Source organism: Sphingopyxis sp. H053 (assembly GCF_001468225.1).
Taxonomy (GTDB): Bacteria; Pseudomonadota; Alphaproteobacteria; order Sphingomonadales; family Sphingomonadaceae; genus Sphingopyxis.
Genome location: NZ_LNRU01000006.1, coordinates 390,728 through 414,933 on the forward strand (window position 1 = coordinate 390,728; position 24,206 = coordinate 414,933).

The window sequence follows — 24,206 nt, forward strand, 5'->3', positions numbered from 1 at the left end:
CCATGTTCAAGAAAATCCTGATCGCCAACCGCGGTGAAATCGCCTGCCGCGTCATCAAGACCGCGCGGCGCATGGGCATCGCGACCGTTGCCGTCTATTCGGACGCCGACGCGCGTGCGCCCTTTGTGCAGATGGCCGACGAGGCGGTGCATATCGGGCCGTCACCCGCGTCCGAATCCTATCTGATCGCCGACAAGATCATCGCCGCGTGCAAGCAGACGGGCGCCGAGGCGGTGCATCCGGGCTATGGCTTCCTCTCCGAACGCACCAGCTTCGCCGAGGCGCTCGCGAAGGAAAATATCGCCTTCATCGGCCCGCCGGTGAACGCGATCGCCGCGATGGGTGACAAGATCGAGTCGAAGAAGCTCGCGAAGGAAGCCGGCGTCAACGTCGTCCCCGGCTTCGTCGGCGAAATCCGCGACACAGAGCATGCGGTCGAGATTTCGAACGAGATCGGCTACCCGGTGATGATGAAGGCGTCGGCTGGCGGCGGCGGCAAGGGCATGCGCCTCGCCTATGACGAAAAGGACGTCCGCGAGGGCTTCGAGGCGACCAAGCGAGAGGGGCTCAACAGCTTCGGCGACGACCGCGTCTTCATCGAGAAATTCATCCTCAACCCGCGCCATATCGAGATCCAGATCCTCGGCGACCAGCACGGCAATGTCCTCTACCTCAACGAGCGCGAATGCAGCATCCAGCGTCGCCACCAGAAGGTGGTCGAGGAAGCGCCGTCGCCCTTCGTCACCGAAAAGATGCGCAAGGCGATGGGCGAGCAGTGCGTCGCGCTGTCGAAGGCGGTCGGCTATTACAGCGCGGGCACGGTCGAGCTGATCGTCTCGGGCGCCGATCCGACGGGCGAGAGCTTCTATTTTCTCGAAATGAACACGCGCCTGCAGGTCGAGCATCCGGTAACCGAGGCAATCACCGGCATCGACCTCGTCGAGCAGATGATACGCGTCGCCGCGGGCGAAAAGCTTGAGATGACGCAGGACGACATCAAGATCGACGGCTGGGCGATCGAGAACCGCGTCTATGCGGAAGATCCCTATCGCGGCTTTCTGCCCTCGACCGGGCGCCTCGTGCGCTACCGCACCCCCGTTCCGGCGTGGGAAGGCGACGAGCGCGGCGTCGACGGCGTGCGCGTCGATGCCGGGGTCGAGGAGGGCGGCGAAGTGTCGATCTTCTACGACCCGATGATCGCCAAGCTGGTGACGTGGGGGAAGACGCGCGACGAGGCCGCCGACCTGCAGATCGCGGCGCTCGACCGGTTCGAACTCGAAGGTCTCGGGCATAATATCGATTTCGTCTCGGCGATCATGCAGCACCCGCGCTTCCGCTCGGGCGAGCTGACGACGGGCTTCATCGCCGAGGAATATCCCGAAGGCTTCCACGGCGCGCCGACCGATGCGACGATCACGCGCGCGCTCGCGGCGATCGCGGGCTTCATGGCGAGCGCCGAAGCCGATCGCGCGCGCCGCACCGACGGGCAGCTTGGCGACCGGCTCGAACCGCCCGCCAAATGGCAGGTCACGATCGATGGCACGGCATACAAGGTCAAGATCGGCGAGAAGCATATCAAGGTCGAGGGCGACCGGATCGACATCGCGCTCGAATATACGCCCGGCGATCGCCTCGTCGTCGCCGAGATCGACGAAACCGAGCTCGCGGTAAAGGTCGCGAAGACGCGCACCGGCTGGAAAATGACGACACGCGGGCATATCCACGACGTCCGCGTGCTGCCGTGGCATATCGCGCCGCTCACCGCGCATATGATCGAAAAGATCCCGCCCGATCTGTCGAAATTCCTCATCTGTCCGATGCCGGGGCTGCTCGTGACGCTGCACGTCGGCGAGGGCGACAAGGTCGAGGCGGGCCAGCCGCTCGCAACGGTCGAGGCGATGAAGATGGAAAATATCCTTCGCGCCGAAAAATCGGGCACGGTGAAGACGGTCAACGCCGCGCAGGGCGACAGCCTCGCGGTCGACGCGGTGATTTTGGAGATGGAATAACCACTTTCGTCATTCCCGCGAAGGCGGGAATCCAGCTAAAGCACGGATAAGCTGGATTCTCGCCTGCGCGGGAATGACGGAGGTTTGGAATGCACGTAAATCACAATGCGGGTGCGAGCGCCGCAAATGAAATCACCTTCGACGATTTCCTTCGCGTCGACATCCGCATCGGCACAATCGTCGAGGCCGACCCCTTCCCCGAGGCGCGCAAGCCCGCGTTCAAGCTGAAGATCGATTTCGGGCCCGCAATCGGAGTGAAGAAGAGCAGCGCGCAGATCGTCGACCGCTATGCGCTGGAAGAGCTTGCGGGGCGGCAGGTCGCCGCCGTCGTAAACTTCCCGCCGCGTCAGATCGGCAAGTTCATGTCCGAAGTACTGACGCTCGGCTTCGCCGATGAGGAAGGCGCGGTGATCCTGTTCGCGCCCGACCGCCCCGTTCCGAACGGGTCGCGCCTCTTCTGATCGTCTCGCCTGTTGCTCAGCCCCATTTCGCCGCTAGGCTGGTGCAAAGAAACAGGGGAGAGGGACGATGAACCCACTGAAAGCCGCCTTCTTTGCGGCTGCTTGCGCGACGCTGCTGCCCGTATCGGCGACGGCCGAGGCCGAACTGCCGCGCGAATATGACGTGCAGCTCTCGCGCAATGTGGTGTACGGCCGCGCCCCGATAGACGCCTCGAAGGCTCGGCCGCGCGACCGCGACCTGCACGTCGATGTCTATCGCCCCGTCGCCGACGGCAAGCCGCTCACGAACCGCCCCGCGGTGATCATGGCGTTCGGCGGCGCTTTCCATCGCGGCGACAAGGGCGAGGAGCGTTTTACCGAGGATGGCGCGCAGGACAGTTCGATGGCCGATTATTGCCGCCGCTTCGCGCGCGATGGCTATGCCTGCTTTTCGATCGATTATCGGCTGACGCCGGAGGACCCCGGCCTCGCGAAACCCGTCGACGAAAAGAAGCTCGTCCCGAAGTCGGTGAACCTGTCACCCGCCGCCACCGCGCGCATCGAAATCGTGCGCCAGCGGATGGGCTTGCCGCCGCTCGACGATCAGGCGCGCGACCAATATTGGCGCAGCATCCTCGCCGCCGCCGAAGATATGGCGATGGCGACCGAATTTGTCCGCGGTCACGCTGGCAAGTACGGCGTCGATGCCGACCGCATCGCGCTTGGCGGCTTTTCGGCGGGCGCGATCACCGCGCTCAACACCGCTTATGGCATCGGCGCGCCGGTCAAGGCCGTGTTCGCGCTGTCGGGCGCCGTCGGCGGCTATAACCCGTCCCAAACCGTCCAGCCGGGCATGCCGCCGGCGCTGTTCTTCGTCGGTCAGAACGATCTGGATGGCATCCAGGCGGGAACGCGCTTCGCGGTCAAGGCGCTGACCGACAAGGGCATCGCCGCCGAGACCGCGTGGGTGCCGGGCTTCGGCCACTTCTATCCGATGGGCGCGGTCAGCCTGGGTAGCGACGTCAGCCGCATGCCGGTCGAGACGCGCATCCTCGCATTTCTGGAGGCCAAGCTGGGCAACAAGCCACGCGAATAGCCAACCGGCGAACGACCGGCTAGGCTGGGCGCGGGAAACAGGGGAGAGGGACCATGACTTTACCGGTAACCGCGTTCGTGGCCGCCATTTGCGCGCTGCTGCTGCTTGCGACTGCGATCGATACGGTGCGCCAGCGGCTGCGCCTGAAAGCCGCGTTCGGCGATCACGGCGACGCGAAGCTCATCAGCGCCAGCCGCAGCCACGGCAATCTGGCCGAATATGCGCCGATCACCATCATCCTGCTTGGCTTGCTGGAGACGGCGCGCGCCAATCATATGGCGCTTATGGTCATCGGCGCGATTTTCCTCTTCGGCCGCATCGCGCATGTGATCGGGCTCTATACGCCGTCCGAGCCGGGGAAGGCGCCGCTAGGGCGCCAGGTCGGCGTCGCTGCGACCTTTGGCACATTGCTCATACTCGGCCTCTGGACGTTGTGGATGCTGGCGACGACGAACCTTTAGTCGATCAGCGCCACCGCCCTGATCCATCCCGCGCTCGCGCGTTCGATCTTCACTGGAAAGCAGCTGAAGGTAAAATCCGTCGCGGGGATCGCGGCCAAATTGGTCAGCTTCTCGATCTGGTAATAGGGCCGGATGCGCCCCGCCTTATGGCCTTCCCAGATAATCGACGGATCGCGCGTTTCGGCCCAGCGCCGCGCGGTGTGGCTGAACGGCGCGTCCCAGCTCCACGCATCGGTGCCGACGACCTGCACGCCGCGTGTCGTCAGGTACAGCGTCGCCTCGGCGCCCATGCCGCAGCCCTGATCGGTAAAATTGTCGGTGCCATAGAGTGCGCCCGACTGGACGAGCACGATGTCGAGCGGCTGGAGCACATGCCCGATCCGCGCCAGCTCGGCCTCGACCTCGCCGCCGCTCACGACATGGCCGTGCGGCCGATCCGAAAAATCGAGTTTCACCCCGGGACGGAAGAAGAGGTCGAGCGGCGCTTCGTCAATCGACGGGGCGGGCGACGCGCCGCTGTCGGTCGTCGAATGATAATGCCAGGGCGCGTCCATATGCGTGCCGTTGTGCGTGCTCAGCGACAGCATCTCGACCGCCCAGCCTTCGCCATCGGGCAAATCCTCTCGGGTCAGCCCGGGGAAGAACATCGCGATCTGCTCCCACGTATTTTCGTGGGTCATATAGGTGATGTTGGGGCGCATCACCGGCGGGTCGGACACGACGTCATTGGTGATCGGTATCGAAAGGTCGATGAACTGCATCACCGCATCCTGCCACCGGAATGACGCTACGCCAAGAAGGCTTGCGCGGCGGCGCTTGCCCGGTAGAGAAGGGCGAAAGCCCCATGCAATACGGGGTGGGGAGAGCCTGATGACCGAGAGTGCCGCCGCCGGACCCGGCGCCGTTTACGAACCGACCGCGAAGGACATCCGCATGGTCATCGCCGCCTCGTCGGCGGGCACGGTGTTCGAATGGTATGATTTCTTCATCTACGGCACGCTCGCGGCGATCATCGGCAAGGCTTTCTTTCCCAGCGACAATGCGACGCTTGAAACGCTGCTCGTCTGGGCGGGGTTCGCGGTCGGTTTCGGTTTCCGTCCGCTCGGCGCCGTCCTCTTCGGTTTCCTTGGCGACCGCCTCGGACGCAAATACACCTTCCTCGTCACCGTCACGCTGATGGGCATCGCGACCGCGGGCGTCGGGATGATCCCGTCGGCCGCCACCATCGGCATCGCCGCGCCGATCATCGTCATCCTGCTCCGCGTGCTGCAAGGGCTCGCGCTCGGCGGCGAATATGGCGGTGCGGCGGTCTATGTCGCCGAACATTCGCCGCCCGGAAAGCGCGGTTTCTACACCAGCTTCATCCAGGCAAGCGTCGTTGGCGGGTTCGTGCTCAGCTTGATCGTCGTGCTCGGCTGCAAGGCGCTGATGCCCGACGCCATCTGGGAAAGCTGGGGCTGGCGCGTGCCCTTCCTCCTCTCGATCATCCTGCTTGTCATTTCGCTCTGGATGCGCCTCAAACTGTCCGAAAGCCCGGTGTTCCAGGCGATGAAGCAGGAAGGCGAGCTGGCGAAGAATCCGCTCAAGGAAAGCTTCACCTACCCCGGCAACCCGCGCCGCATCTTCATCGCGCTGTTCGGCATCGCGGCGGGGCTGACGGTGATCTGGTACACCGCGATGTTCTCGGGCCTGTCGTTCCTCAAAGGGCCGATGAAGGTCGAGGACACCGCCGCCGAAATCATCGTCGGCTGCGCCGCCGCGGTCGGCATGGGCTTCTTCATCTGGGCGGGGCGCCTCTCCGATCGCATCGGGCGCAAGAAACCGATCGTCTGGGGTTATGGCGTTACGCTGGTGCTGCTGTTCCCGCTGTTTTGGCTGATGGGCAGCGTCGCCAACCCCGCGCTGTCTACTGCCGCCGAACGCGCGCCGGTGACCGTCACCGGGTCGCAGTGCAGCTTTGACCCGTTCGCGCAGAAACAGGAAACGGCATGCGGCCGCACGCTTGGCGAACTGACCAAACTCGGCGTCCCCTATACCGTCGCGCAGACCGATAGCGGCTTCGACAGCGTCAAGATCCGCATCGGCGACCGCGAAGTCGCGAGCGAAGATCCCGCGCTTCTGCAGCCCGCGCTCGAGGCGATGGGTTATGACTTCGCCAAGCAGATCCCGAGCATCGCCAGCATCGCCGTGATCTTCCTCGCCTTGCTCGGCCTCAGCGCGCTGTCGGGTTTCACCTATGGCCCCGTCGCGGCGCTGCTGTCCGAAATGTTCCCGCCGCACGTCCGCTACTCGTCGCTGTCGATCCCATACCATCTCGGCACCGGATATTTCGGCGGCTTTCTGCCGCTGATCGCGAGCTTCATCATCGCGAAGACCGGCAATGCCTATTCGGGCCTGTGGTACACCTGGGGCGTCGTGCTCGTCGCTTTTCTCGTCACCGCCTTCATGCTCAAGGACCCGGTCGAGGGGCAGTGGGACAAGCCGGCGCCCCGCTGATCACCCCATTGGCGCAGCCCGCGAAGCTGTATAGGGGCAGGGCATGATCCACGTCCCGTCGCCGCTCCGCCTCCGTCTCGACAGCAATGCCCTCGTCGCCAACTGGCGCTGGCTGGCCGGCCAGAGCGGCGGCGCGGCGTGCGGCGCCGCGATCAAGGCCGACGGCTACAGCCTTGGCGCGCGGGCCGTAATGCAGCACCTCACCGCTGCGGGCTGCCGAGACTTTTTCGTCGCGACCTGGGCCGAGGCGGCGGCATTGATGCCCTTGCCCGAAGGCGTATCGCTGTCGGTGCTGCACGGCGTCGGGGCGAGCGACATGGTCGCGGCGCGCACCCTCCCGGTGCGCCCCGTGCTGAACAGCGTCGAACAGGTCGCGCGCTGGCGCGAAGCGGGCGAGGGACGTCCGTGCGATGTGATGGTCGATACCGGAATGAACCGCCTCGGCCTGCGCATCGACGAGGTGCTGGGCGGCGCGCTCGACGGGCTTGCCATCGAAACGCTGCTCAGCCATCTGGCGTCGGCCGACGAGGACAGCGACCAGAATGCGCGGCAACTCGCGGCATTCCAAGCCATTCGGGAAGCTGTTCCCGCACAGCGATACAGTCTCGCCAACAGCGCGGGCATCTGCCTGGGCTCCGACTATGCGTTCGACCTGACGCGTCCCGGCATCGCGCTTTACGGCGGCACCCCGCGCGGCGAAGCGCAGGGTCATATTCGCCAGGTCGTTTATCCCGAGACGCGCGTGCTGCAGCTACGCACGGTGCGCAAGGGCGAAGCGGTGGGCTATGGCGCGACCTGGACCGCGCCGCGCGACAGCCGGGTCGCGGTCGCCAATATGGGCTACGCCGACGGCTATCTGCGTTGTCACGCCGGGGCGGGCGGCGGTGCGTCATGGCAAGGAAATGCGCTGCCGCTGATCGGCCGCGTTTCGATGGACCTCATCGCCTTTGATGCCAGCGACGCCGGCGCGATCGACGAGGGCGACTGGCTTGCGCTCGATTACGACCTGCCATCGGCGGCCACGCGGAGCGGCTTGTCGCAATATGAGTTGCTGACCGGACTTGGCATCCGGTTCGCGAGGCTGTGGAGCTAGCTCCCCCAACCGCGCGGCTCTTCGCGCCGCACAGCGATATCGTTAAGGCATAGCCGCATCGCGCAACGGACCGTCGGCGCGGCGCGCTGCATTCCGTCCTGCCTAAGAAATGGGGGACGAGAGCAAGCTCTCGTCCCCCGAATTCTGCGACAGGTTGAGCGATCAGAAGCGAGCGCGGGCACCTGCATAGAAGCTGCGGCCACGGAAGCCGTAGATCGCGCTACCCGCGCCCGTTGCGGTCGAACCGTACGGCGGCATCTTGTCGAGGACGTTGTCGACACCAGCATAGAAGTTGATGTTCGGACCGCCCGACGACTTGTTGACGTCCCATTCGAAACGCAGATCGTGGTAGAAGACGCGCGGATATTTATCGACATCGGCATAGTCGATGTTCGCCGGCGGAAGGCCATTCAGTTCGTTCAGATCCTCATAGGTGTTGAGGTACATCGGCCCGATGTAGCGCATCCGGTATCCGAAGGTGAACGGACCAACGCCCAGGTCGACGTCCCAGCGGAACTCGTCCTTCGGATCGCCCAGTTCGCCGAGAAGACGGTTCTCGAAGTCCGGGTTCACCGAGTCCTGAAAGTTGCTGATCGCCAGATTGTGCGTGTAGATCAGGTTCGTGTTCAGGCTGACATCGTCGGTCAGGGCCGTGCGATAGGCCAGGTTGACGTCGATACCCTCGCGCTTGCGGCGGGCGAAGTTCAACGGCGCCACGATCAGCGAGTTGGTCACAATACGACCCGGCTGATCGCCATTGACCGGAGCATTGGTCAGGTTGCGGCTGAACTGACGGCAGAACACATTGTCGAGCGACGCCGAGTCATAGCAGCTGTTGAGGATCTGCTGCGCCGTCAGCGACGTGATGATGCCGTCCACCGTGATGTCGTAATAGTCGACCGACAGGTTCAGACCCGGGATGAAGCGCGGCTGGATGACCACGCCATAGGTGTAGGAATCCGAGGTTTCCGCGACCAGGTTCGGGTTGCTGCCGCTGACGATGCCGAGCGACTGGTTGACGTCGGTGAGCAGGCCCAGCTGCGCGCCCAGAGCGGCCGTGCAGTTGGTGTTACGGATGCCCGTACCGCGCTGCCCCGGGTTGCAGGGATCGGTGATCGTCTGGAAGTTCGGAACCAGCGGGAATGCCGTTTCCGAAACGTTCGGGGCGCGAACCGCGCGGCTGTAGTTGGCGCGGAAGCGGACATCCTCGATCGGCGCATAGTCGATGCCGGCGTTGTACGAATAGACCGTACCGACATTGCCCTGATACTTCGCGACACGACCCGCGCCGCTGAGCGTCAGTTCATAGGCGAAAGGCACTTCCTTCAGCAGCGGAAGTTGGATTTCGCCATAGGCTTCCTTCACCTCGAAGGGCTTCGGACGGAACGACGGGATCGAAACGCCATTGGTGTAGCCACCGGTGACGAACGGATCCTGCTCGTAGAACGCCCGCTCGTTGCGGTATTCGGCGCCGATCGCGAAGCGGACCGGGCCGCCCGGCAGGTTGAAGAACCCGCTGGTGTCGCCCGCGACAAAGCCCGACGCAATGAACTGCGACAGCCCCGACGACGCGGTGAAGGTGCGGCTGAAATAGTCGATCGCACCGCTGTTATCGAGGCCGCCAAACGGATTGTAAGGCACGCAAGCCGCGATATCGGCAGCAAGGCGGTTCTGGTTGACGACCGGGTCACCGAAGCTGGCGTTCTGGAACCGGACGGCCGAAGCGGGGTCGAACTGCGCACGGCACTGGATTGCGCCGGTGACGGGGTTACGGCCCGCGTCCAGCGAGAGCATGAACCGCTGGCGGTCGATGAAGCCCGTGGTGGTCACGTCTTCGCGGAACTTGCCGTAGTTCATCGACAGTTCGTAGTTCCAGTCGTCGTTGAACGTGCCGCGGAGGCCGCCAACAACGCGCCAGGTATCGCGCTGGAACTTTTCGTCGCGAATGCCGACGTCGAGCAGCGAGCGCGCGAGGACGAAGCGGTACGAACCATCGGCGATCGCGGCGCGATCTGCTGCGCTGAGGTTGCCGCCGGCAGGGCAGGTGACCAGAAGGTCGGTCCGGCAGCCCGAAGCCGAGATCAGATTGGCCAGGGTCGTGCGGTCCGCGGGGTTCAGGAACGGGTTATCGAGGCGCGTGCGCTCGCGATAATCGAACTGCTGCAGCGTGCCCTGGATGCCGGCCGGACCAGCGTTGTTGCCGAGTGCGTTGACGCGGTTCCACTTCGCTTCGAGGAACAGTTCCGACTGCTCATTGACCTCGAAACGCGCCAGCATGTTGAAGTTATAGCGTTCGGTGAACGGAAGCACCGAAAGCAGCTTGCCTTCGCGGCCCGTCTGGCCGTTGCCGCCGGCAATGCCGCCGAGAATGCCTGCACCGTAGCGCGACCCCGTCTGCGGGACCAGGCGGCCTTCGTTGGTGAAGATATAGGTGCAGTTGTACGGCGTGCCGAGGCTGTTCGGGCCGCCGTTGTTGGCCAGCGTGCCGTTACCGCAGGCTGCGCCCGGGGCGTTGCGCTGGTTGATCGGAACAAGCCCGTTGAAGTGGATCGTCGAGCTGCGGATGTCGCGGATGAAAACGCGATCCGGGAAGCCGTCGCCGCCATTGACGATACCGGCGCCGGCGTCGCCGTCGATCACACCGAAGGCATCCTGACGCTGGAACGCCGGGATGTCCGATGCGAACACGCGATCCTGGCGCGAATATTCGCCATGCAGCGTCACGTTGCCGCGGCCTTCGGCGAAATTCTTGCCGTACATGGCCGAGAAATACTGGTTGCCGCCGAAGCCTTCTTCGGAAATGCCGCCCTGGGCGCGGAGCTGGAGACCGTCATAGTCGCGGCGCAGGATGAAGTTGACGACGCCCGCGATCGCGTCCGAGCCGTAAATCGCCGAGTTGCCGCCCGTGACGATGTCGACGCGTTCGATCAGGTCGTTCGGGATGGTATTGACGTCGGGCGACACGGCATTGTTCAAAATGTCGGCGGGAACGTGGCGGCGGCCGTTGACCAGGACCAGCGTGCGCTGGGTGCCGAGGCCGCGAAGATCGAGCAGGTTAAGACCCGCGATACCGATGCCGAGGCCCGGGTTCTGCTGGGCGAACGTGCTGCGCAGCTGGGGCAGGTCGTTCAGGGTGTCGCCGATGTTGGTCTGACCCTGCTGGAAAAAGCTTTCGCCGGTGATCGAGGTGATCGGCACGGTCGATTCGAGGTTCGGACGGCGGATGCGCGAGCCGGTGACGACAATCGTCCCTTCCGAAGCCGCTTCGGCGCTTTCGTCCGCAGCAACGGCCTCTTGTGCCATCGCGGGCATCGCGCTGAACAAAGCAAGAGTCAGGGCAGAGCCCCGCACCAGCAGGCTAGTCTTTTTCATGGTGTATTTCCCCGGTTGGCCGTTCAAAAAATTGGAGAGAACGGATTGCACGCTAGAAAGACGCAAATTTTCGGCGGCACAAGCTTTTGATGTAAATTTTCTGACAGTGGGGAGACTCCGATGCGGCGCTGTGCCATTTTTGCAACACAGCACGCAAGGGCGAGCGCCTCGCGCTTGGAATCAAAGTGCTAGTTCGAGAAACGAATGAGCCAAAACAGCGACTTGAAACAAAAAAAAATACCAGAGATTTGATTACGATTGAAACTAAATTGCGTAGAGGCGGGTCAGCCGTCACGAGATCGGTTAGCAAGCCAAAAAATTCTAACCGACGGATTTGGAGCGCAGGGTTCGGAAGAAGAATCGGTTCTTTCACGCGAAAGGCCGCGAATCCGCGCATGTTGCGATGCATCATTATTTGATGCTAATGCGGGGGCTTCGAATGTCCGGGCGGCGCGGTCGCCATTGCACCGGAATATAGGGAGCGCAGGTCAAGATGGCGAAGTCCAGGGCGGGGGCGACGGAAGATGACGTCGTCACGATCAAGAAATACGCCAACCGGCGGCTCTATGATACCGAGCGCAGCTGCTACATCACGCTCGAGGATCTGGGCACGATGGTCCGCGACGGCCGCGATTTCCGCGTCGTCGATGCCAAGAGCGGCGACGACATCACGCACAATGTCCTGACGCAGATCATCATGGACGAGGAAACGCGCGGCGAAACGCTGCTGCCGGTCAATTTCCTGCGCCATCTGATCGGCATGTACGGCGACAAGATGCAGTCGATGGTGCCGCAATATCTCGAAGCCTCGATGACCGCCTTCCGCAAGAACCAGCAGGACGTCCGCTCGGCGCTCGAAGGCGCGCTGGGATCGAACCCGCTCGCCGAATTGACGCGCCGCAATATGGAGATGTTCCAGCAGGCCGCTGGAGCATTCATCCCGGGCGCGGGCGGCGGCGGCAAGGCCAAGGATGCCGAAATCGCGGCGCTCAAGGCCGAAGTCGCCGAACTCAAGGCCGCGCTCGCCAAGAAGAATTAATCGGGCCGCCACGGCGCCCCAGCTACGGAAAATACGGAATATCATGGTCAAACATGCGCTCAGCGTAACCCGGCAGGCCGACTTCGCGGCCTGGTATCAGGATGTCATTGCCGAAGCCGATCTGGCCGAGGAATCGGGCGTGCGCGGCTGCATGGTCATCAAGCCGTGGGGCTATGGCATCTGGGAACGCATCCAGACGGTGATGGACGCAGCGATCAAGGATGCCGGGGTTCAGAATTGCTATTTCCCCCTATTCATCCCGTTGAGCTTCTTTGAGAAGGAAGCCGACCATGTCGATGGTTTTGCTAAGGAAATGGCGGTCGTCACGCACCACCGCCTGATTCAAGACGGCAAGGGCAAGCTGATTCCCGATCCCGAAGCGAAGCTCGAGGAACCGCTGATCGTCCGCCCGACTTCGGAGACGGTGATCGGCGCCGCAATGAGCCGCTGGGTGCAGAGCTGGCGCGACCTGCCGCTCAAGGTCAACCAGTGGGCCAATGTCGTGCGCTGGGAAATGCGCACGCGCATGTTCCTGCGCACCAGCGAATTCCTGTGGCAGGAAGGCCATACCGCGCACGCCGACAAGGCCGACGCGATGGCCGAGACGCTGCGCGCGCTCGAAATGTATCGCGCCTTTGCCGAGGATGTGCTCGCGATGCCGGTGATCGCCGGCGAAAAGCCCGAGAATGAGCGCTTCCCGGGCGCCGTTGCGACCTATTCGATCGAGGCGATGATGCAGGACGGCAAGGCGCTGCAGGCCGGCACCTCGCACTATCTTGGCACCGGCTTCGCCGAAGCCGCGAACATCCGTTACCAGGACAAGGACGGCGGCCACAGCCTCTGCCATACAACGAGCTGGGGCACGTCGACGCGCATGATCGGCGGCGTCATCATGACGCATGGCGACGACGATGGCCTCCGCTGCCCGCCGCGCATCGCGCCGCACCAGATCGTGATCGTGCCGATGCTCCGCGACAATGAAGAGGACGCCGCGATCCTCGACTATTGCCGCGACCTCGAAAGCCAGCTGAAGGCGCTCAATGCGTTTCGCGAGCCCGTGCGCGTGCTGCTCGATGCGTCCGCGAACAAGGCGCAGACCAAGCGCTGGGGCTGGGTCAAGAAGGGCGCGCCGATCATCGTCGAAATCGGTCCGCGCGACGTCGCCGGCGGCAATGTCGCGGTGATCCGCCGCGACCGGCTGTACAAGGACGACGGCAAGCTCAATTCGGCGTTCGTCGCCAAGGGCGACTTCGTGGCCGAGGCGGTGGCGACGCTGGAAGATATCCAGTCGAGCCTCCACGCCGAGGCACAGGACCGCCTGCATGCGAACATTCGCCGCGACGTCACCGACCTGAAGGCGCATTTCGTCGGTGACGACAAATTCGTCGGCTGGGCCGAGGTGCAGTGGTCGCGGCCGAGCGGCGCGGCGCTCGACGATATCGTCGCCCAGCTCAAGGCGCTCAAGCTGACGATGCGCAACACACCGCTCGACGCCGAGCCCGCGGACGGCGCCTGCTTCTTCACCGGCGATCCCGCGGTCGAACGCGTGTTGATCGGGCGAACCTACTGAGCGATCGCGCGGTACGGCCGTGAAAACGGTTCGGCGCCCTGTCACAAATCTGGTAGGATGCGGCGGCAAGGATCGGGCGATGAACCCGGCCTGCGTCGGGCGCATCCTATTAGATTTTTGACAGGGGAAAAGGTCATGAAACGACAGATTGCCGGATCGTCGATCATCGCAGCGATGTTGCTTGGCAGCATCGCGCCCGCCGCGGCCAAGCCGCCTTCGGACATATCCGACCTGCCCGGTTCGCGCGCCGCGGGCGCGGAAACCGCGATGGAATCGCGCGGATATGAAATGACGAAGACCAGCGGCGGCGCGCAATATTGGTGGAACGGCGGAACGAAGACCTGCGTCAGCGTCGTCGTCTCCAACGGACGCTACGCGAACGTCGACAAGACCGATTCCAGCAACTGCGGCCATGGCGGGAGCGGCAGTGCAGCGGCAGCCGTCGGCGCGATTGCAGCGGTCGGCCTGATCGCGGCGCTCGCCAGTCACAAGAAGAAGCATGGCGATGGCGACGCCAACCACGACAGCGAATATTCGCGCGGCTACAACGATGGTCTTTATGGCGGTCAATATGACCGCAGCGACAGCGAAGGCTATCACGACGGCTTCATGGCGGGCGAGGCCGAAGCGTCCAATCGCCGCGCCGCGAACCGCAGCTATGCCCGCGGCGGCCCCGATGCGGCACGCGCTGCATGCGAGCGCCGCGCCGATCAGTATCAGAATGCCCCCGGCGGCAGCAGCGTCGCGGTCAGCCAGCGCAGTGCCGGCGGCGGCAATTATGTCTTCACGATGGCGACCGGCCATTATCGTTCGACCTGCACGGCTTCATCGAACGGTCAGGTCATCGACATTTCACCCTATTGATCCGCGCCCCGGAGTGAGGGGGGTGACGGGCCGCCCGTTACCCCCTATCCGCAGACAATGGCCCGCAAACAATATCACGGACTGCCCAGTCCTGAGCAGATCCTTCGCTTCATCGAAGAGAGCAAGGACGCGGTCGGCAAGCGCGAGATCGCGAAGCATTTCGCGCTCCACGGCAACGACAAGATCGCGCTGAAGGCGCTGCTCAAGGACATGACCGACGAGGGGCTCGTCGATCTGGCGCCCGGACGCGCGTTCCACAAGCATGGCGGGCTGCCGCGCGTGACCGTGCTGCGCGTCGCGGCGATCGATGGCAGCAATGTCTGGGCGGTTCCCGAGCGCTGGGAAGCCGCCACGCCCGCACCGCGCCTCCGCGTGATCGAGCAGGGGCGCAAAGGCGCGCTTGGCGTCGGCGACCGCATCCTCGCGCGCACCGAGGAACGCGGCAGCGGCCATGTCGCGCACCCGATGAAGCGGCTCGAAGCCGGCGGCGAGACGGTGATCGGCGTGCTCGTCGAGGATATGGGGCCCGGCGGCAAGCCGATCCTGTGGCTGCGCCCCGCCGACAAGCGCGCGCGCTACGACTTCGCCGTCGCCGACAAGGGCGATGCGAATGTCGGCGACCTCGTCCGCGCCGAGCTGACCGGGCGCGGGCCCGCGATCAAGGCGAAGGTCGTCGAGCGCCTCGGCGATCCGTTCGCGCCGCGCGCCCTCAGCATGATCGCGATCGCGCGCCACGAAATCCCGCATGTCTTCGGCGCCGAAACGCTCGCCGAGGCCGAGAAGGCGGCGAAGCTGCCGCTCACCCCCGAGGGCCGCGAGGATTTGCGTGACCTGCCGATCGTCGCGATCGACCCGATCGACGCGCGCGACCATGACGATGCCGTCTGGGCGACCCCCGACGACGACAGCTCCAACAAGGGCGGTTTCCGCGCGATCGTCGCGATCGCCGATGTCAGCTATTATGTCCGCCCCGACGGCGATCTCGACCGCGAGGCGCGGCGGCGCGGCAACAGCGTCTATTTCCCCGACCAGGTCGTGCCGATGCTGCCCGAAACACTCTCGGCGGGCGTCTGCTCGCTGAAGGCGGGGCAGGACCGCGCGGCGATGGCGTGCCATCTCGTGATCGACAAGCATGGCAAGGTGACGTCATGGCGTTTCACGCGCGCGCTCGTCCGCCTGCGCGCCAACATCGCCTATGAACATGCGCAGGCTGCCTATGATAAATCCACGTCGCCCCAGCGGAAGCTGGGGCCGCAGGAGGCTGGTCAGGACGCCAGCGATCCCAGCCTTCGCTGGGATGACGATATAATTCCGGCACTTCAGAATCTGTGGGCCTGCTGGACGCTGCTCGCCAAAGCGCGCGCCGCCCGCGCCCCGCTCGACCTCGACCTGCCCGAACGCCAGGTCATCCTCGACGAGGCGGGCGGCATCGCCGAAATCCGCGTCCGCGACCGGCTCGATTCGATGCGGCTGATCGAGGATTATATGATCGCGGCGAACGTCGCGGCGGCCAAGGCGCTCGAGGCGAAGAAATCGCCGGTCATGTACCGAATCCACGAGCCGCCGAGCCGTGAAAAGCTCGTCAGCCTCAAGGATTATCTTGAAACCTTCGAACGGAGCTTCGCGCTCGGACAGGTGATCACCCCCGCGGTGTTCAACCGCCTGATCGACGGCTTTTCCGAAGACGACCGGTTGCCCGAAATCATGCAGGCGATCCTGCGCAGCCAGACGCAGGCTTATTACGGCCCGGCCAACGCGGGCCATTTCGGACTCGCGCTCGGCAGCTACGCGCATTTCACCTCGCCGATCCGCCGCTACGCCGATCTGGTCGTCCACCGCGCGCTCGTCGACAGCTATAAACTCGAAGTGCCCGGCAAGCCCAAGGATCTGCCCGCCCGCACCGGGCTCGGCGAGGCCGACGCCAAGGGGCTATCGCGCATCGGCGAGACGATCAGCGCACTCGAACGCCGCGCGATGGAGGCCGAGCGCGAAACCGTCGACCGCTATGTCGCGGCCTATCTGTCGACCAAGAAGGGCGAGATCGTCGCGGCGCGGATCACCGGGGTGCAGCCCTTCGGCTTCTTCGCCACCGTCGACGGGCTCGGCGGCGACGGGCTGGTGCCGGTTTCGACACTCGGCAGCGAACGCTTCTTCTACGACGAAGCCGCGCGTAGCCTCGACAGCGAACACGGCCGCGTCAGTTTTACGACCGGCCAGCGACTCGATCTGCGGCTGATGGACGCAAACCCGATCAGCGGCGCCTTGCGTTTCGAACTTCCCGATGCCCCCGAAGGCGGTTTCCGCAATCGCCCGCCGCGCCGCGACGGGGTGAAAGCAAAGGGCACCGGGAAAGACGGGGCCGGCAAGCATTTGGTCGGCAAACGCGGGCGGCCCGCGAATATCAAGCACAAGGGCAAGCGACGCTAACGCATCCCTTCGTCATTCCCGCGAAAGCGGGAACCCAGCAGCAACGTCAGACTGGGTTCCCGCTTTCGCGGGAATGACGAGGTTATGTTGCGGCCAGCGTCTGCAACAATGCCGCGCTCTCCGCATCCGCCGGAAAAAACGCCTCGATCGCCAGCTCGGACAATGTGATATCCACCGGCGTTCCGAAGATCGTCACCGTCGACACAAAGCGAATTTGACCCATCGGCGTATCGAGGATCAGCGGCACCGCAATGCCGTTCGCCGCGCTGCGATGATGCTCGTCTTCCGCGGCGGGATAGCCAGCCAGCTCGTCGCGCAACGCAATCAGCCCGGCGTCGGCGCTCGCATCGATCTGATGATCGAGCCGTTCGAGAAGATGCGCGCGCCATTCGTCCCGATTGACGATATGCGGTGCCAGCCCCTCGGGGTGCAGCGCGATCCGGAGCACGTTGACGGGTGGTTCGAACAGATGCAGCGCCGCGAGCCCCGCGAGGATTTCGACGGCACTATTCGCCGCAATCATGTTCCAGTGCCGGTCGACCGCGAGCGCAGGGTAGGGCTCGTGCCCCTTCAGCACATGCTCGACGATCGCGCGCATCCCGGCCATTTCGGGGCTGTCGAGCGCCCGCTCCTGATAGTCGGGGGCATAACCCGCCGCGAGCAGCATCGCGTTGCGCGCGCGGTGCGGCACGTCGAGGCAGTCGGCGATCCGCTGCAACATCTGTGCGCTCGGCTTCGACCGCCCCGTCTCGATAAAGCTCAGATGCCGCGTCGAAATCTCGGTATCGAGCGCGAGGTCCATCTGGCTCATCCGGCGGCGGGTGCGCCATTCGCGCAATTGCTCGCCCAGCGTCGCGACTTGCATGATCGTCTCCTTCGTCCGGAGAGCTATACCTCCGCCTTCCTGTTTTCCATTACCTCCGGCGTAATCGACGCCATTCACTTTCGAGTCCAGTTTGAGGAGGTCGAAAGGAGAACCCAAATGTCGATCCTCAACCTGAAGAACATCCTCGTCGCCGACGCCATCACCTGCGGAGGCGTTTTTGCCATCGGCCTCTTCGCCGCCGCGCCGGTCGGTGCGCTGCTCGGGCTGCCCGCAAATATCGTCGCGATCGGCGGCTGGATCTGCCTCGCCGCCGCGCTACTGATGATCGTCGCCGCGCGGCAGGCGGTGCCCAATCCGGCGCTGGTCAAGCTGATCGCAATCGGCAATCTCGGCTGGGTCGCGGCGAGTTTCGCGGTCGTCGCGACCTTTGCCGCGCAGATGACCGGCCTCGGCATCGCGGTCGTCGTGGCGCAAGCCTTCGGCGTGCTCGGCTTTGCTATCCTTGAATGGAAAGACGCGGGCGCGCCGCGCAGCCTCGTCGTCTAACTCAACGCATCGAGCCGGGCGATATCGATCCCGCCCGGTACCAGCATCACCGGACAGGGAAGCGTCCCCGCATCCTGTCCGGTGAAATGCGCGACCAGCGGCCCCGGCGCGCCGCTCGCTGCCGTCGCGAGCACCAGCGCCGCGATCTCGTCGCTCGCACCGATCACTTCGCGCACCACTTCGGCGGGCTTGCCCGACTTCACCATGATCTGCGGCGTGACGCCCGCTTCCTGCACCACCGCATCGGCGGCAGCGGCCACCAGTTCCTCGGCATGTTCGCGCGCCTCGGCCTCGATCGTCGCCTGGACGCCCCCGAACGCGACGAAATCCTGCGGCGGAATAATCGCCAGCACCATCACGCCGCCGCCCGTCCGCGCCGCGCGGCGCGCGGCAAAGCGCAGCGCCAGCGTCGCCTCCGGGCTGTTGTCGATCACCACCAGATATGTCCGCATCGCCCCGACCCCTCGTGTTTTTGCTTGGGGCGAAGAGTGCGTCACATTCGTATGAAACGCAAGTTGGCCCGCTAGACCTTGACCGATGCAAGGCTTATGGCGAGGAAGAATCCGTAGCGGCAGGCCCACGCCTGCAAGACTGACAGGGACAAGCCTGAATATGCCAATCGAACTCAAAATGCCCGCTCTCTCGCCGACGATGGAGGAGGGCACCCTTGCCAAATGGCTGGTCAAGGAAGGCGATACGGTCAAATCGGGCGACCTGCTCGCCGAAATCGAGACCGACAAGGCGACGATGGAGTTCGAAGCGATCGACGAAGGCGTCGTCAGCCAGATTCTCGTCGCCGAAGGCACCGACAATGTGAAGGTCGGCACGGTGATCGCGGTGATCGCGGGCGAGGGTGAAGATGCCGGGAGCGCGAAGGCCGCACCGGCACCGGCACCAGCTCCCGCAGCTGAACCGAAGACCGAAGCGCCTGCTCCGGCCAAAGACGTCGCCCCAGCGCAAGCTGGGGCCGCTCCCGCGAGTGCGCCGACGCCAGCGGTCCCAGCTTCCGCTGGGACGACGAAAGATGGCGAGCGCATCAAGGCCAGCCCGCTCGCGAAGCGTCTCGCGGCCGAGCGCGGAATCGACCTCTCGACCGTTACCGGCACCGGCCCCGGCGGCCGCATCGTCAAGGACGACCTCGACGGCGCATCGGTTGGCACGCCCGCAGCACCCGCTGCGACGCCGAGCGCGGCTGCTCCCGCCGCCGCCGCTCCGGCAGCGGCTCCCGCAACCGCCGGCGCCATCCCCGATTTCGGCATCCCGCACGAGGATGAGAAGCTCAGCGGCATGCGCAAGACGATCGCGCGCCGCCTGACCGAGTCGATGCAGCAATCGCCGCACATCTACCTCACCGTCGACATCCGCCTCGACGCGCTGCTCAAGCTCCGCGGCGAACTCAACGCCAGCCTCGAAAGCCGCGGCGTCAAGCTCAGCGTCAACGACATGCTGATCAAGGCGCTCGCGGTCGCGCTCGAACGCGTCCCCGCGTGCAACGTCAGCTTCGGCGGCGACGTGATGCGCCAGTATAAGCGCGCCGACATCTCGGTCGCGGTCAGCATTCCGGGCGGCCTGATCACCCCGATCATCACCGACGCCGGCGGCAAGTCGATGTCGAAAATCTCGACCGAAATGTCCGAGCTCGCGGCGAAGGCGAAGGAAGGCAAGCTCCAGCCCAACGAATATCAGGGCGGCACCGCCTCGATCTCGAACATGGGCATGATGGGGATCAAGCAGTTCACCGCGGTGATCAACCCGCCGCAGGGCATGATCATGGCGATCGGCGCGGGCGAGAAGCGGCCCTACATCGTCGACGACGCGCTCGCGATCGCCACCGTCATGTCGGCGACCGGCAGCTTCGACCACCGCGCGATCGACGGCGCCGACGGCGCGCTGTTGATGAAGACCTTCAAGGAACTGGTGGAGAACCCGCTGGGGCTGGTGGCGTGATCAACCCCTCTCCCTTCAAGGGAGAGGGAGGGGCCCGCGCGCGCAAGCGCGTGGGAGGGTGAGGGTATGACGGCAGGCTATTCACAGCTGACGCTGGAACGCGCCAAGGCGCTGCGCCGTTCACTGACCGAACAGGAACGGAAATTATGGGGCGCACTTCGCGATCGGCGGCTAGGCGGTTTCAAATTTCGCAAACAACAGCCTATCGGCCCCTTCATCGCCGATTTCGTCTGTCAGGAGCAACGCCTGATCGTTGAGGTTGACGGATCGCAACACGCCTCCTCCGAAACCGACGTCCAGCGCGACGGCTATTTGAAGGGCAAGGGCTATCGCGTTCTGCGAGTCTGGAACAATGATGTGACTGGAAATTTGTCGGGAGTTTTGACGGCGGTTCTTGCCGCGCTTTCGGCCCCTCACCCTCCCATTGCTGCGCAATGGGCCCCTCCCTCTCCCTTGAAGGGAGAGGGGATTGATAATGGAGCAGATTTTGGCTGATACCAACTACGACCTCATCGTCCTCGGCTCGGGGCCCGGCGGCTATGTCGCGGCGATCCGCGCGGCTCAATTGGGCCTGAAGACCGCGATCGTCGAGCGCGAGAATCTTGGTGGTATCTGCCTCAACTGGGGCTGCATTCCGACCAAGGCGCTGCTGCGCTCGGCAGAAATCTATCATTATATGCAGCATGCCGGCGACTATGGCCTCGTCGCCGCGCAGATCAGCGCCGACATCGATGCGGTCGTGAAGCGCAGCCGCGGGGTCGCGAAGCAGCTGAGCCAGGGCGTCGCCTTCCTGATGAAGAAGCACAAGATCACCGTCCATATGGGCGAGGGCAAGCTGACCGCGCCGGGCAAGCTCGAGGTAAAGGGCGAGAAGGGCACCGAAACCCTCACCGCGAAGAATATCATCGTCGCAACCGGCGCCCGCGCCCGCGACCTGCCGTTCGCGCCCGCCGACGGCAAGCGCATCTGGACCTATCGCCACGCGCTCGTCCCGCCCGAAATGCCCAAGAAATTGCTCGTCATCGGATCGGGTGCGATCGGAATCGAATTTGCGAGCTTCTACAGCGACATGGGCGTCGATGTGACCGTCGTCGAAATGCTCGACCGCCTCGTTCCCGTCGAGGACGCGGATGTCTCGGCCTTCCTCGAAAAATCGCTCAAGAAACAGGGCATGACGATCTTCACGGGCGCCGGAGTCGAGGAACTGAAGGCCACCGCGACCGGCGTCACCGCAAAGATCAAGACGAAGGACGGCAAGACCGAAAGCGCCGAATTCAGCCACGCGATCGTCGCGATCGGCATCGTGCCGAACACCGAAAATATCGGGCTCGAAGCGCTCGGGGTGAAGACGACCAAGGGCCATATCGACACCGACGCGATGTGCCGCACCAACGTCCCCGGCATCTGGGCGATCGGCGACGTCACCGCGCCGCCGTGGCTCGCGCACAAGGCGATGCACGAATCGGTGATTTCGGTCGAGGCGATCGCGGGCAACCATCCGCACGCGATGGACGTGCGCAACATCCCCGGCTGCACCTATTGCCGCCCGCAGATCGCGAGCGTCGGCCTGACCGAAGCGAAAGCCAAGGAACTCGGTTACGAGGTCAAGGCCGGCACCTTCCCGTTCATCGGCAATGGCAAGGCGATCGCGCTCGGCGAGTCCGAGGGCTTCACCAAGACCGTGTTCGACGCGAAGACCGGCGAATTGCTCGGCGCGCATATGATCGGCGCCGAGGTCACCGAGCTGATCCAGGGCTATACGATCGGCAAGACCGCCGAGCTGGTCGAGGATGATTTCATCGGCACCGTCTTCCCGCATCCGACGCTCAGCGAAACGATGCACGAGGGCGTGCTCGCGGCCTTCGGACGGCCGCTGCATATTTGATCTCACAACATTCTCGTCACCCCCGCGAAGGCGGGGGTCCCGCTTTGCCAGCACGAGGAAGCGGGATTCCCGCCTTCGCGGGAATGACGAAGGGGGAGTTGTGAGCGTCGAGTCCTATCGCTTTCCGGCCATAGCGGTTGCGCTCCTTCTCGCCGTCATCCTGCTTGGCTTCGCGGTCGGCGGGGGATGGACGCAGGGCATCGACTGGCAAATCTCGCACAGCCTCGCGATCCGCGTCGACGAACGCGACCCCGCCTTCATATCCTTCATGCAATGGGCAAGCTGGGTCGGCGGCGGCACGCCGCGCTGGATCATCGTCATCCTGCTCTGCGGGCTCGTCTGGCATTGGTGCGGCCCGCGCTGCGCCATCGCACTCGGCGGCGCGTCGCTGCTCTCGAATCTCGCCTCCAGCCTGCTGAAGCTCGGCTTCGGCCGCGCGCGTCCCGACCTGATCGATCACCTCGACCATCAGACGAGCTATTCCTACCCCAGCGGCCACGCGACGAGCGCCGCGACCGTTTACCTGCTCCTTGCCTGGCTCGCGCCGCCGCGCTGGCGCCCCTACGCCTGGACGCTCGCGGCCGCGATGATCATCCTCAATGGCTTCTCGCGGATCATGCTCGGCGTCCATTGGGCGAGCGACATCGCCGGCGGCACGATGCTCGGCACCGCCTTCGCGCTGCTTGGCGCCTGGTGGGTGGCAAGGCACAGGGCGGCCGCCTGACGCATTTTCCGCTGTCCTATTTTGCGGCGGTTTGCCATCTAGTTTGCGGGCACCAACAACAGGCGGGGTAAACATGCAATCGCGAATGAAGTTAGGCAGTTTTCTGCGGGGAATCGCTTTGGGCTCGACGGCGCTTTTTGCCGCGTCAATCGCCCCTGCAAAGGCACAGGACGCGCCCGGCCAGACCGTCATCACCGCCGCGCGATACCTCGACGTGCTGACCGGCAAGACGGTCGAATACCCCGCGATCTTCGTCGGCGCCGACGGCCGCATCACGAACATCGCCGACGCGCGCACCGTCCGCTGGGGATCGAACGTCAAACATATCGACCTTGGCGACAAGACGCTCGTCCCGGGCCTTATCGACATGCACGTCCATCTCGACGGCCCTGCCGACATCGGCGGCTATCGCGGGCTCGAGTTCACCGACAGCTTCTGGGGCATGACCGCGGTCAAAAATGCGAACGACATGCTCGGCGCGGGCTTCACCACCGTGCGCAATGTCGGGTCGGACAACCGCAACGACATCGGGCTGAAGCAGGCGATCGACGCGGGCTATGCAACAGGGCCGCGCATCGTCCCTGCGGGCTACGCGCTCGGCGCGACCGGCGGGCATTGCGACAGCACCTTTCTGCCGCCCAGCCTCGAAAAGAAGGACGGCAAGGAAGAGGGGATCGGCGACACGCCCGAGGAACTGCGCTTTCAGGTTCGCCGCCAGCGCAAATATGGCGCCGAGGTGATCAAGGTTTGCGCCACCGGCGGGGTCTTTTCGCGCAACACCGAGCCCGGCCAGTTGCAGGTTTCCGAAAAGGAGCTCGCCGCGATCGCCGACGAAGCGCATCAATGGGGCCTTCGCGTCGCCGCGCACGCGCATGGTGCCTCGGGCATCCGCGCCGCGATCGCCGCGGGCATCGACACGATCGAGCATGTCAGCCTCGTCGACGACGAAGGCATCCGCATGGCGCTCGCGCGCAAGCAGCCGGTGTGGTTCTCGATGGACATCTACAACACCGAATATACGCAGGCCGAAGGCGCGAAGAATGGTGTGCTCGAGGATAACCTGCGCAAGGACCGCGAAGTCGCCCAGATCCAGCGCGACAATTTCCGCAAGGCGGTGAAGGCCGGCGTGCGCATGGTGTTCGGTTCCGATGCGGGCGTGATGCCGCACGGGCAGGTCGGGGGCCAGTTCCGCGTCATGGTCGAATATGGAATGACCCCGCTACAGGCGATCCAGGCCGCGACGAAGAACGCCGCCGAGGCGCTGGGCCGCGAGAAGGATGTCGGCGCGATCGCGATCGGGCGCTACGCCGATATCGTCGCGGTCGATGGCAATCCGCTGACCGACGTGCGCCAGCTCGAAAGCGTCGACGCGGTGGTGAAGGGCGGGGTGCTCGTCAGGCGCAAATAGCCC

At 64.6% G+C, this 24,206-nt stretch carries 20 protein-coding genes; 16 read left to right on the forward strand and 4 right to left on the reverse strand.

Annotation, left to right across the window (positions count from 1 at the left end; all coding sequences use genetic code 11):
- Positions 1–2 precede the first annotated feature (2 nt).
- From ATE70_RS14310 to ATE70_RS14325, 4 genes are all read left to right on the forward strand, one after another.
- On the forward strand, positions 3–2,009 hold the full coding sequence (locus ATE70_RS14310; RefSeq protein ID WP_058538551.1) for an acetyl-CoA carboxylase biotin carboxylase subunit: 2,007 nt from the start codon (positions 3–5) through the stop codon (positions 2,007–2,009).
- Between the two features lie 89 nt (positions 2,010–2,098).
- Positions 2,099–2,470 carry a tRNA-binding protein gene (locus ATE70_RS14315; RefSeq protein WP_058538552.1) on the forward strand — a complete coding sequence of 124 codons (372 nt, stop codon included), beginning with the start codon at positions 2,099–2,101 and terminating at the stop codon, positions 2,468–2,470.
- A gap of 67 nt (positions 2,471–2,537) precedes the next feature.
- Positions 2,538–3,545: an alpha/beta hydrolase gene (locus tag ATE70_RS14320; protein WP_058538553.1), complete on the forward strand. Its 1,008-nt coding sequence runs from the start codon at positions 2,538–2,540 to the stop codon at positions 3,543–3,545.
- A 53-nt stretch (positions 3,546–3,598) separates the two neighbouring features.
- Positions 3,599–4,006, forward strand: a complete 408-nt coding sequence (locus tag ATE70_RS14325) for an MAPEG family protein (RefSeq protein WP_058538554.1) — start codon at positions 3,599–3,601, stop codon at positions 4,004–4,006.
- On the opposite strand, the gene ATE70_RS14330 is transcribed toward ATE70_RS14325, so the two are convergent.
- A complete protein-coding gene (locus ATE70_RS14330; RefSeq protein WP_058538555.1) occupies positions 4,003–4,767 on the reverse strand; it encodes a cyclase family protein in 765 nt (254 codons plus the stop codon). The genes ATE70_RS14325 and ATE70_RS14330 overlap by 4 nt on opposite strands.
- Before the next feature lie 109 nt (positions 4,768–4,876).
- Here ATE70_RS14330 and ATE70_RS14335 point away from each other — a divergent pair, with 109 nt between their 5' ends.
- On the forward strand, positions 4,877–6,502 hold the full coding sequence (locus ATE70_RS14335; RefSeq protein ID WP_058538556.1) for an MFS transporter: 1,626 nt from the start codon (positions 4,877–4,879) through the stop codon (positions 6,500–6,502).
- 43 nt (positions 6,503–6,545) lie between these two features.
- Positions 6,546–7,595, forward strand: coding sequence for an alanine racemase (gene alr / locus ATE70_RS14340; RefSeq protein ID WP_058538557.1), 1,050 nt, complete (start codon positions 6,546–6,548; stop codon positions 7,593–7,595).
- 162 nt (positions 7,596–7,757) lie between these two features.
- Here alr and ATE70_RS14345 read toward each other — a convergent pair whose 3' ends face one another.
- Positions 7,758–10,967, reverse strand: coding sequence for a TonB-dependent receptor domain-containing protein (locus ATE70_RS14345; protein WP_058538558.1), 3,210 nt, complete (start codon positions 10,965–10,967; stop codon positions 7,758–7,760).
- A gap of 493 nt (positions 10,968–11,460) precedes the next feature.
- Here ATE70_RS14345 and phaR point away from each other — a divergent pair, with 493 nt between their 5' ends.
- The 4 genes from phaR (at position 11,461) to ATE70_RS14365 (ending at position 16,867) form a co-directional block, all read left to right on the forward strand.
- A complete protein-coding gene (phaR, locus tag ATE70_RS14350; RefSeq protein ID WP_058538559.1) occupies positions 11,461–12,006 on the forward strand; it encodes a polyhydroxyalkanoate synthesis repressor PhaR in 546 nt (181 codons plus the stop codon).
- 43 nt (positions 12,007–12,049) lie between these two features.
- The gene (locus ATE70_RS14355) at positions 12,050–13,576 is read left to right on the forward strand and encodes an aminoacyl--tRNA ligase-related protein (protein ID WP_082639758.1); all 1,527 of its coding nucleotides are present in this window, start codon (positions 12,050–12,052) and stop codon (positions 13,574–13,576) included.
- 135 nt (positions 13,577–13,711) lie between these two features.
- Complete coding sequence (locus ATE70_RS14360; protein ID WP_058538560.1) at positions 13,712–14,440, forward strand: hypothetical protein; 729 nt, start codon at positions 13,712–13,714, stop codon at positions 14,438–14,440.
- Positions 14,441–14,497: 57 nt separating this feature from the next.
- Complete coding sequence (locus ATE70_RS14365; RefSeq protein ID WP_058538561.1) at positions 14,498–16,867, forward strand: ribonuclease R family protein; 2,370 nt, start codon at positions 14,498–14,500, stop codon at positions 16,865–16,867.
- 82 nt (positions 16,868–16,949) lie between these two features.
- On the opposite strand, the gene ATE70_RS14370 is transcribed toward ATE70_RS14365, so the two are convergent.
- Positions 16,950–17,732 carry a helix-turn-helix domain-containing protein gene (locus tag ATE70_RS14370; protein WP_058538562.1) on the reverse strand — a complete coding sequence of 261 codons (783 nt, stop codon included), beginning with the start codon at positions 17,730–17,732 and terminating at the stop codon, positions 16,950–16,952.
- A gap of 117 nt (positions 17,733–17,849) precedes the next feature.
- On the opposite strand from ATE70_RS14370, the gene ATE70_RS14375 reads away from it, so the two are divergent.
- Positions 17,850–18,239, forward strand: a complete 390-nt coding sequence (locus tag ATE70_RS14375; RefSeq protein WP_058538563.1) for a hypothetical protein — start codon at positions 17,850–17,852, stop codon at positions 18,237–18,239.
- Here the strand turns inward: ATE70_RS14375 and ATE70_RS14380 are convergent.
- The gene (locus tag ATE70_RS14380; RefSeq protein WP_058538564.1) at positions 18,236–18,691 is read right to left on the reverse strand and encodes a universal stress protein; all 456 of its coding nucleotides are present in this window, start codon (positions 18,689–18,691) and stop codon (positions 18,236–18,238) included. The two genes, ATE70_RS14375 and ATE70_RS14380, sit on opposite strands and share 4 nt — an antisense overlap.
- Positions 18,692–18,851: 160 nt before the next feature.
- Here ATE70_RS14380 and ATE70_RS14385 point away from each other — a divergent pair, with 160 nt between their 5' ends.
- From ATE70_RS14385 to ATE70_RS14400, 5 genes are all read left to right on the forward strand, one after another.
- Entirely contained in the window at positions 18,852–20,186 is a 1,335-nt protein-coding gene (locus ATE70_RS14385; RefSeq protein ID WP_058538565.1) for a pyruvate dehydrogenase complex dihydrolipoamide acetyltransferase, read from the forward strand.
- A gap of 66 nt (positions 20,187–20,252) precedes the next feature.
- Positions 20,253–20,681, forward strand: coding sequence for an endonuclease domain-containing protein (locus ATE70_RS24315; protein WP_082639757.1), 429 nt, complete (start codon positions 20,253–20,255; stop codon positions 20,679–20,681).
- Entirely contained in the window at positions 20,674–22,071 is a 1,398-nt protein-coding gene (lpdA, locus tag ATE70_RS14390; protein WP_058538627.1) for a dihydrolipoyl dehydrogenase, read from the forward strand. Before ATE70_RS24315 ends, lpdA begins: the two co-directional genes overlap by 8 nt.
- 100 nt (positions 22,072–22,171) lie before the next feature.
- A complete protein-coding gene (locus ATE70_RS14395) occupies positions 22,172–22,795 on the forward strand; it encodes a phosphatase PAP2 family protein (protein ID WP_058538566.1) in 624 nt (207 codons plus the stop codon).
- An 85-nt stretch (positions 22,796–22,880) separates the two neighbouring features.
- Entirely contained in the window at positions 22,881–24,203 is a 1,323-nt protein-coding gene (locus tag ATE70_RS14400; protein WP_269433263.1) for a Xaa-Pro dipeptidase, read from the forward strand.
- Positions 24,204–24,206: the final 3 nt, after the last annotated feature.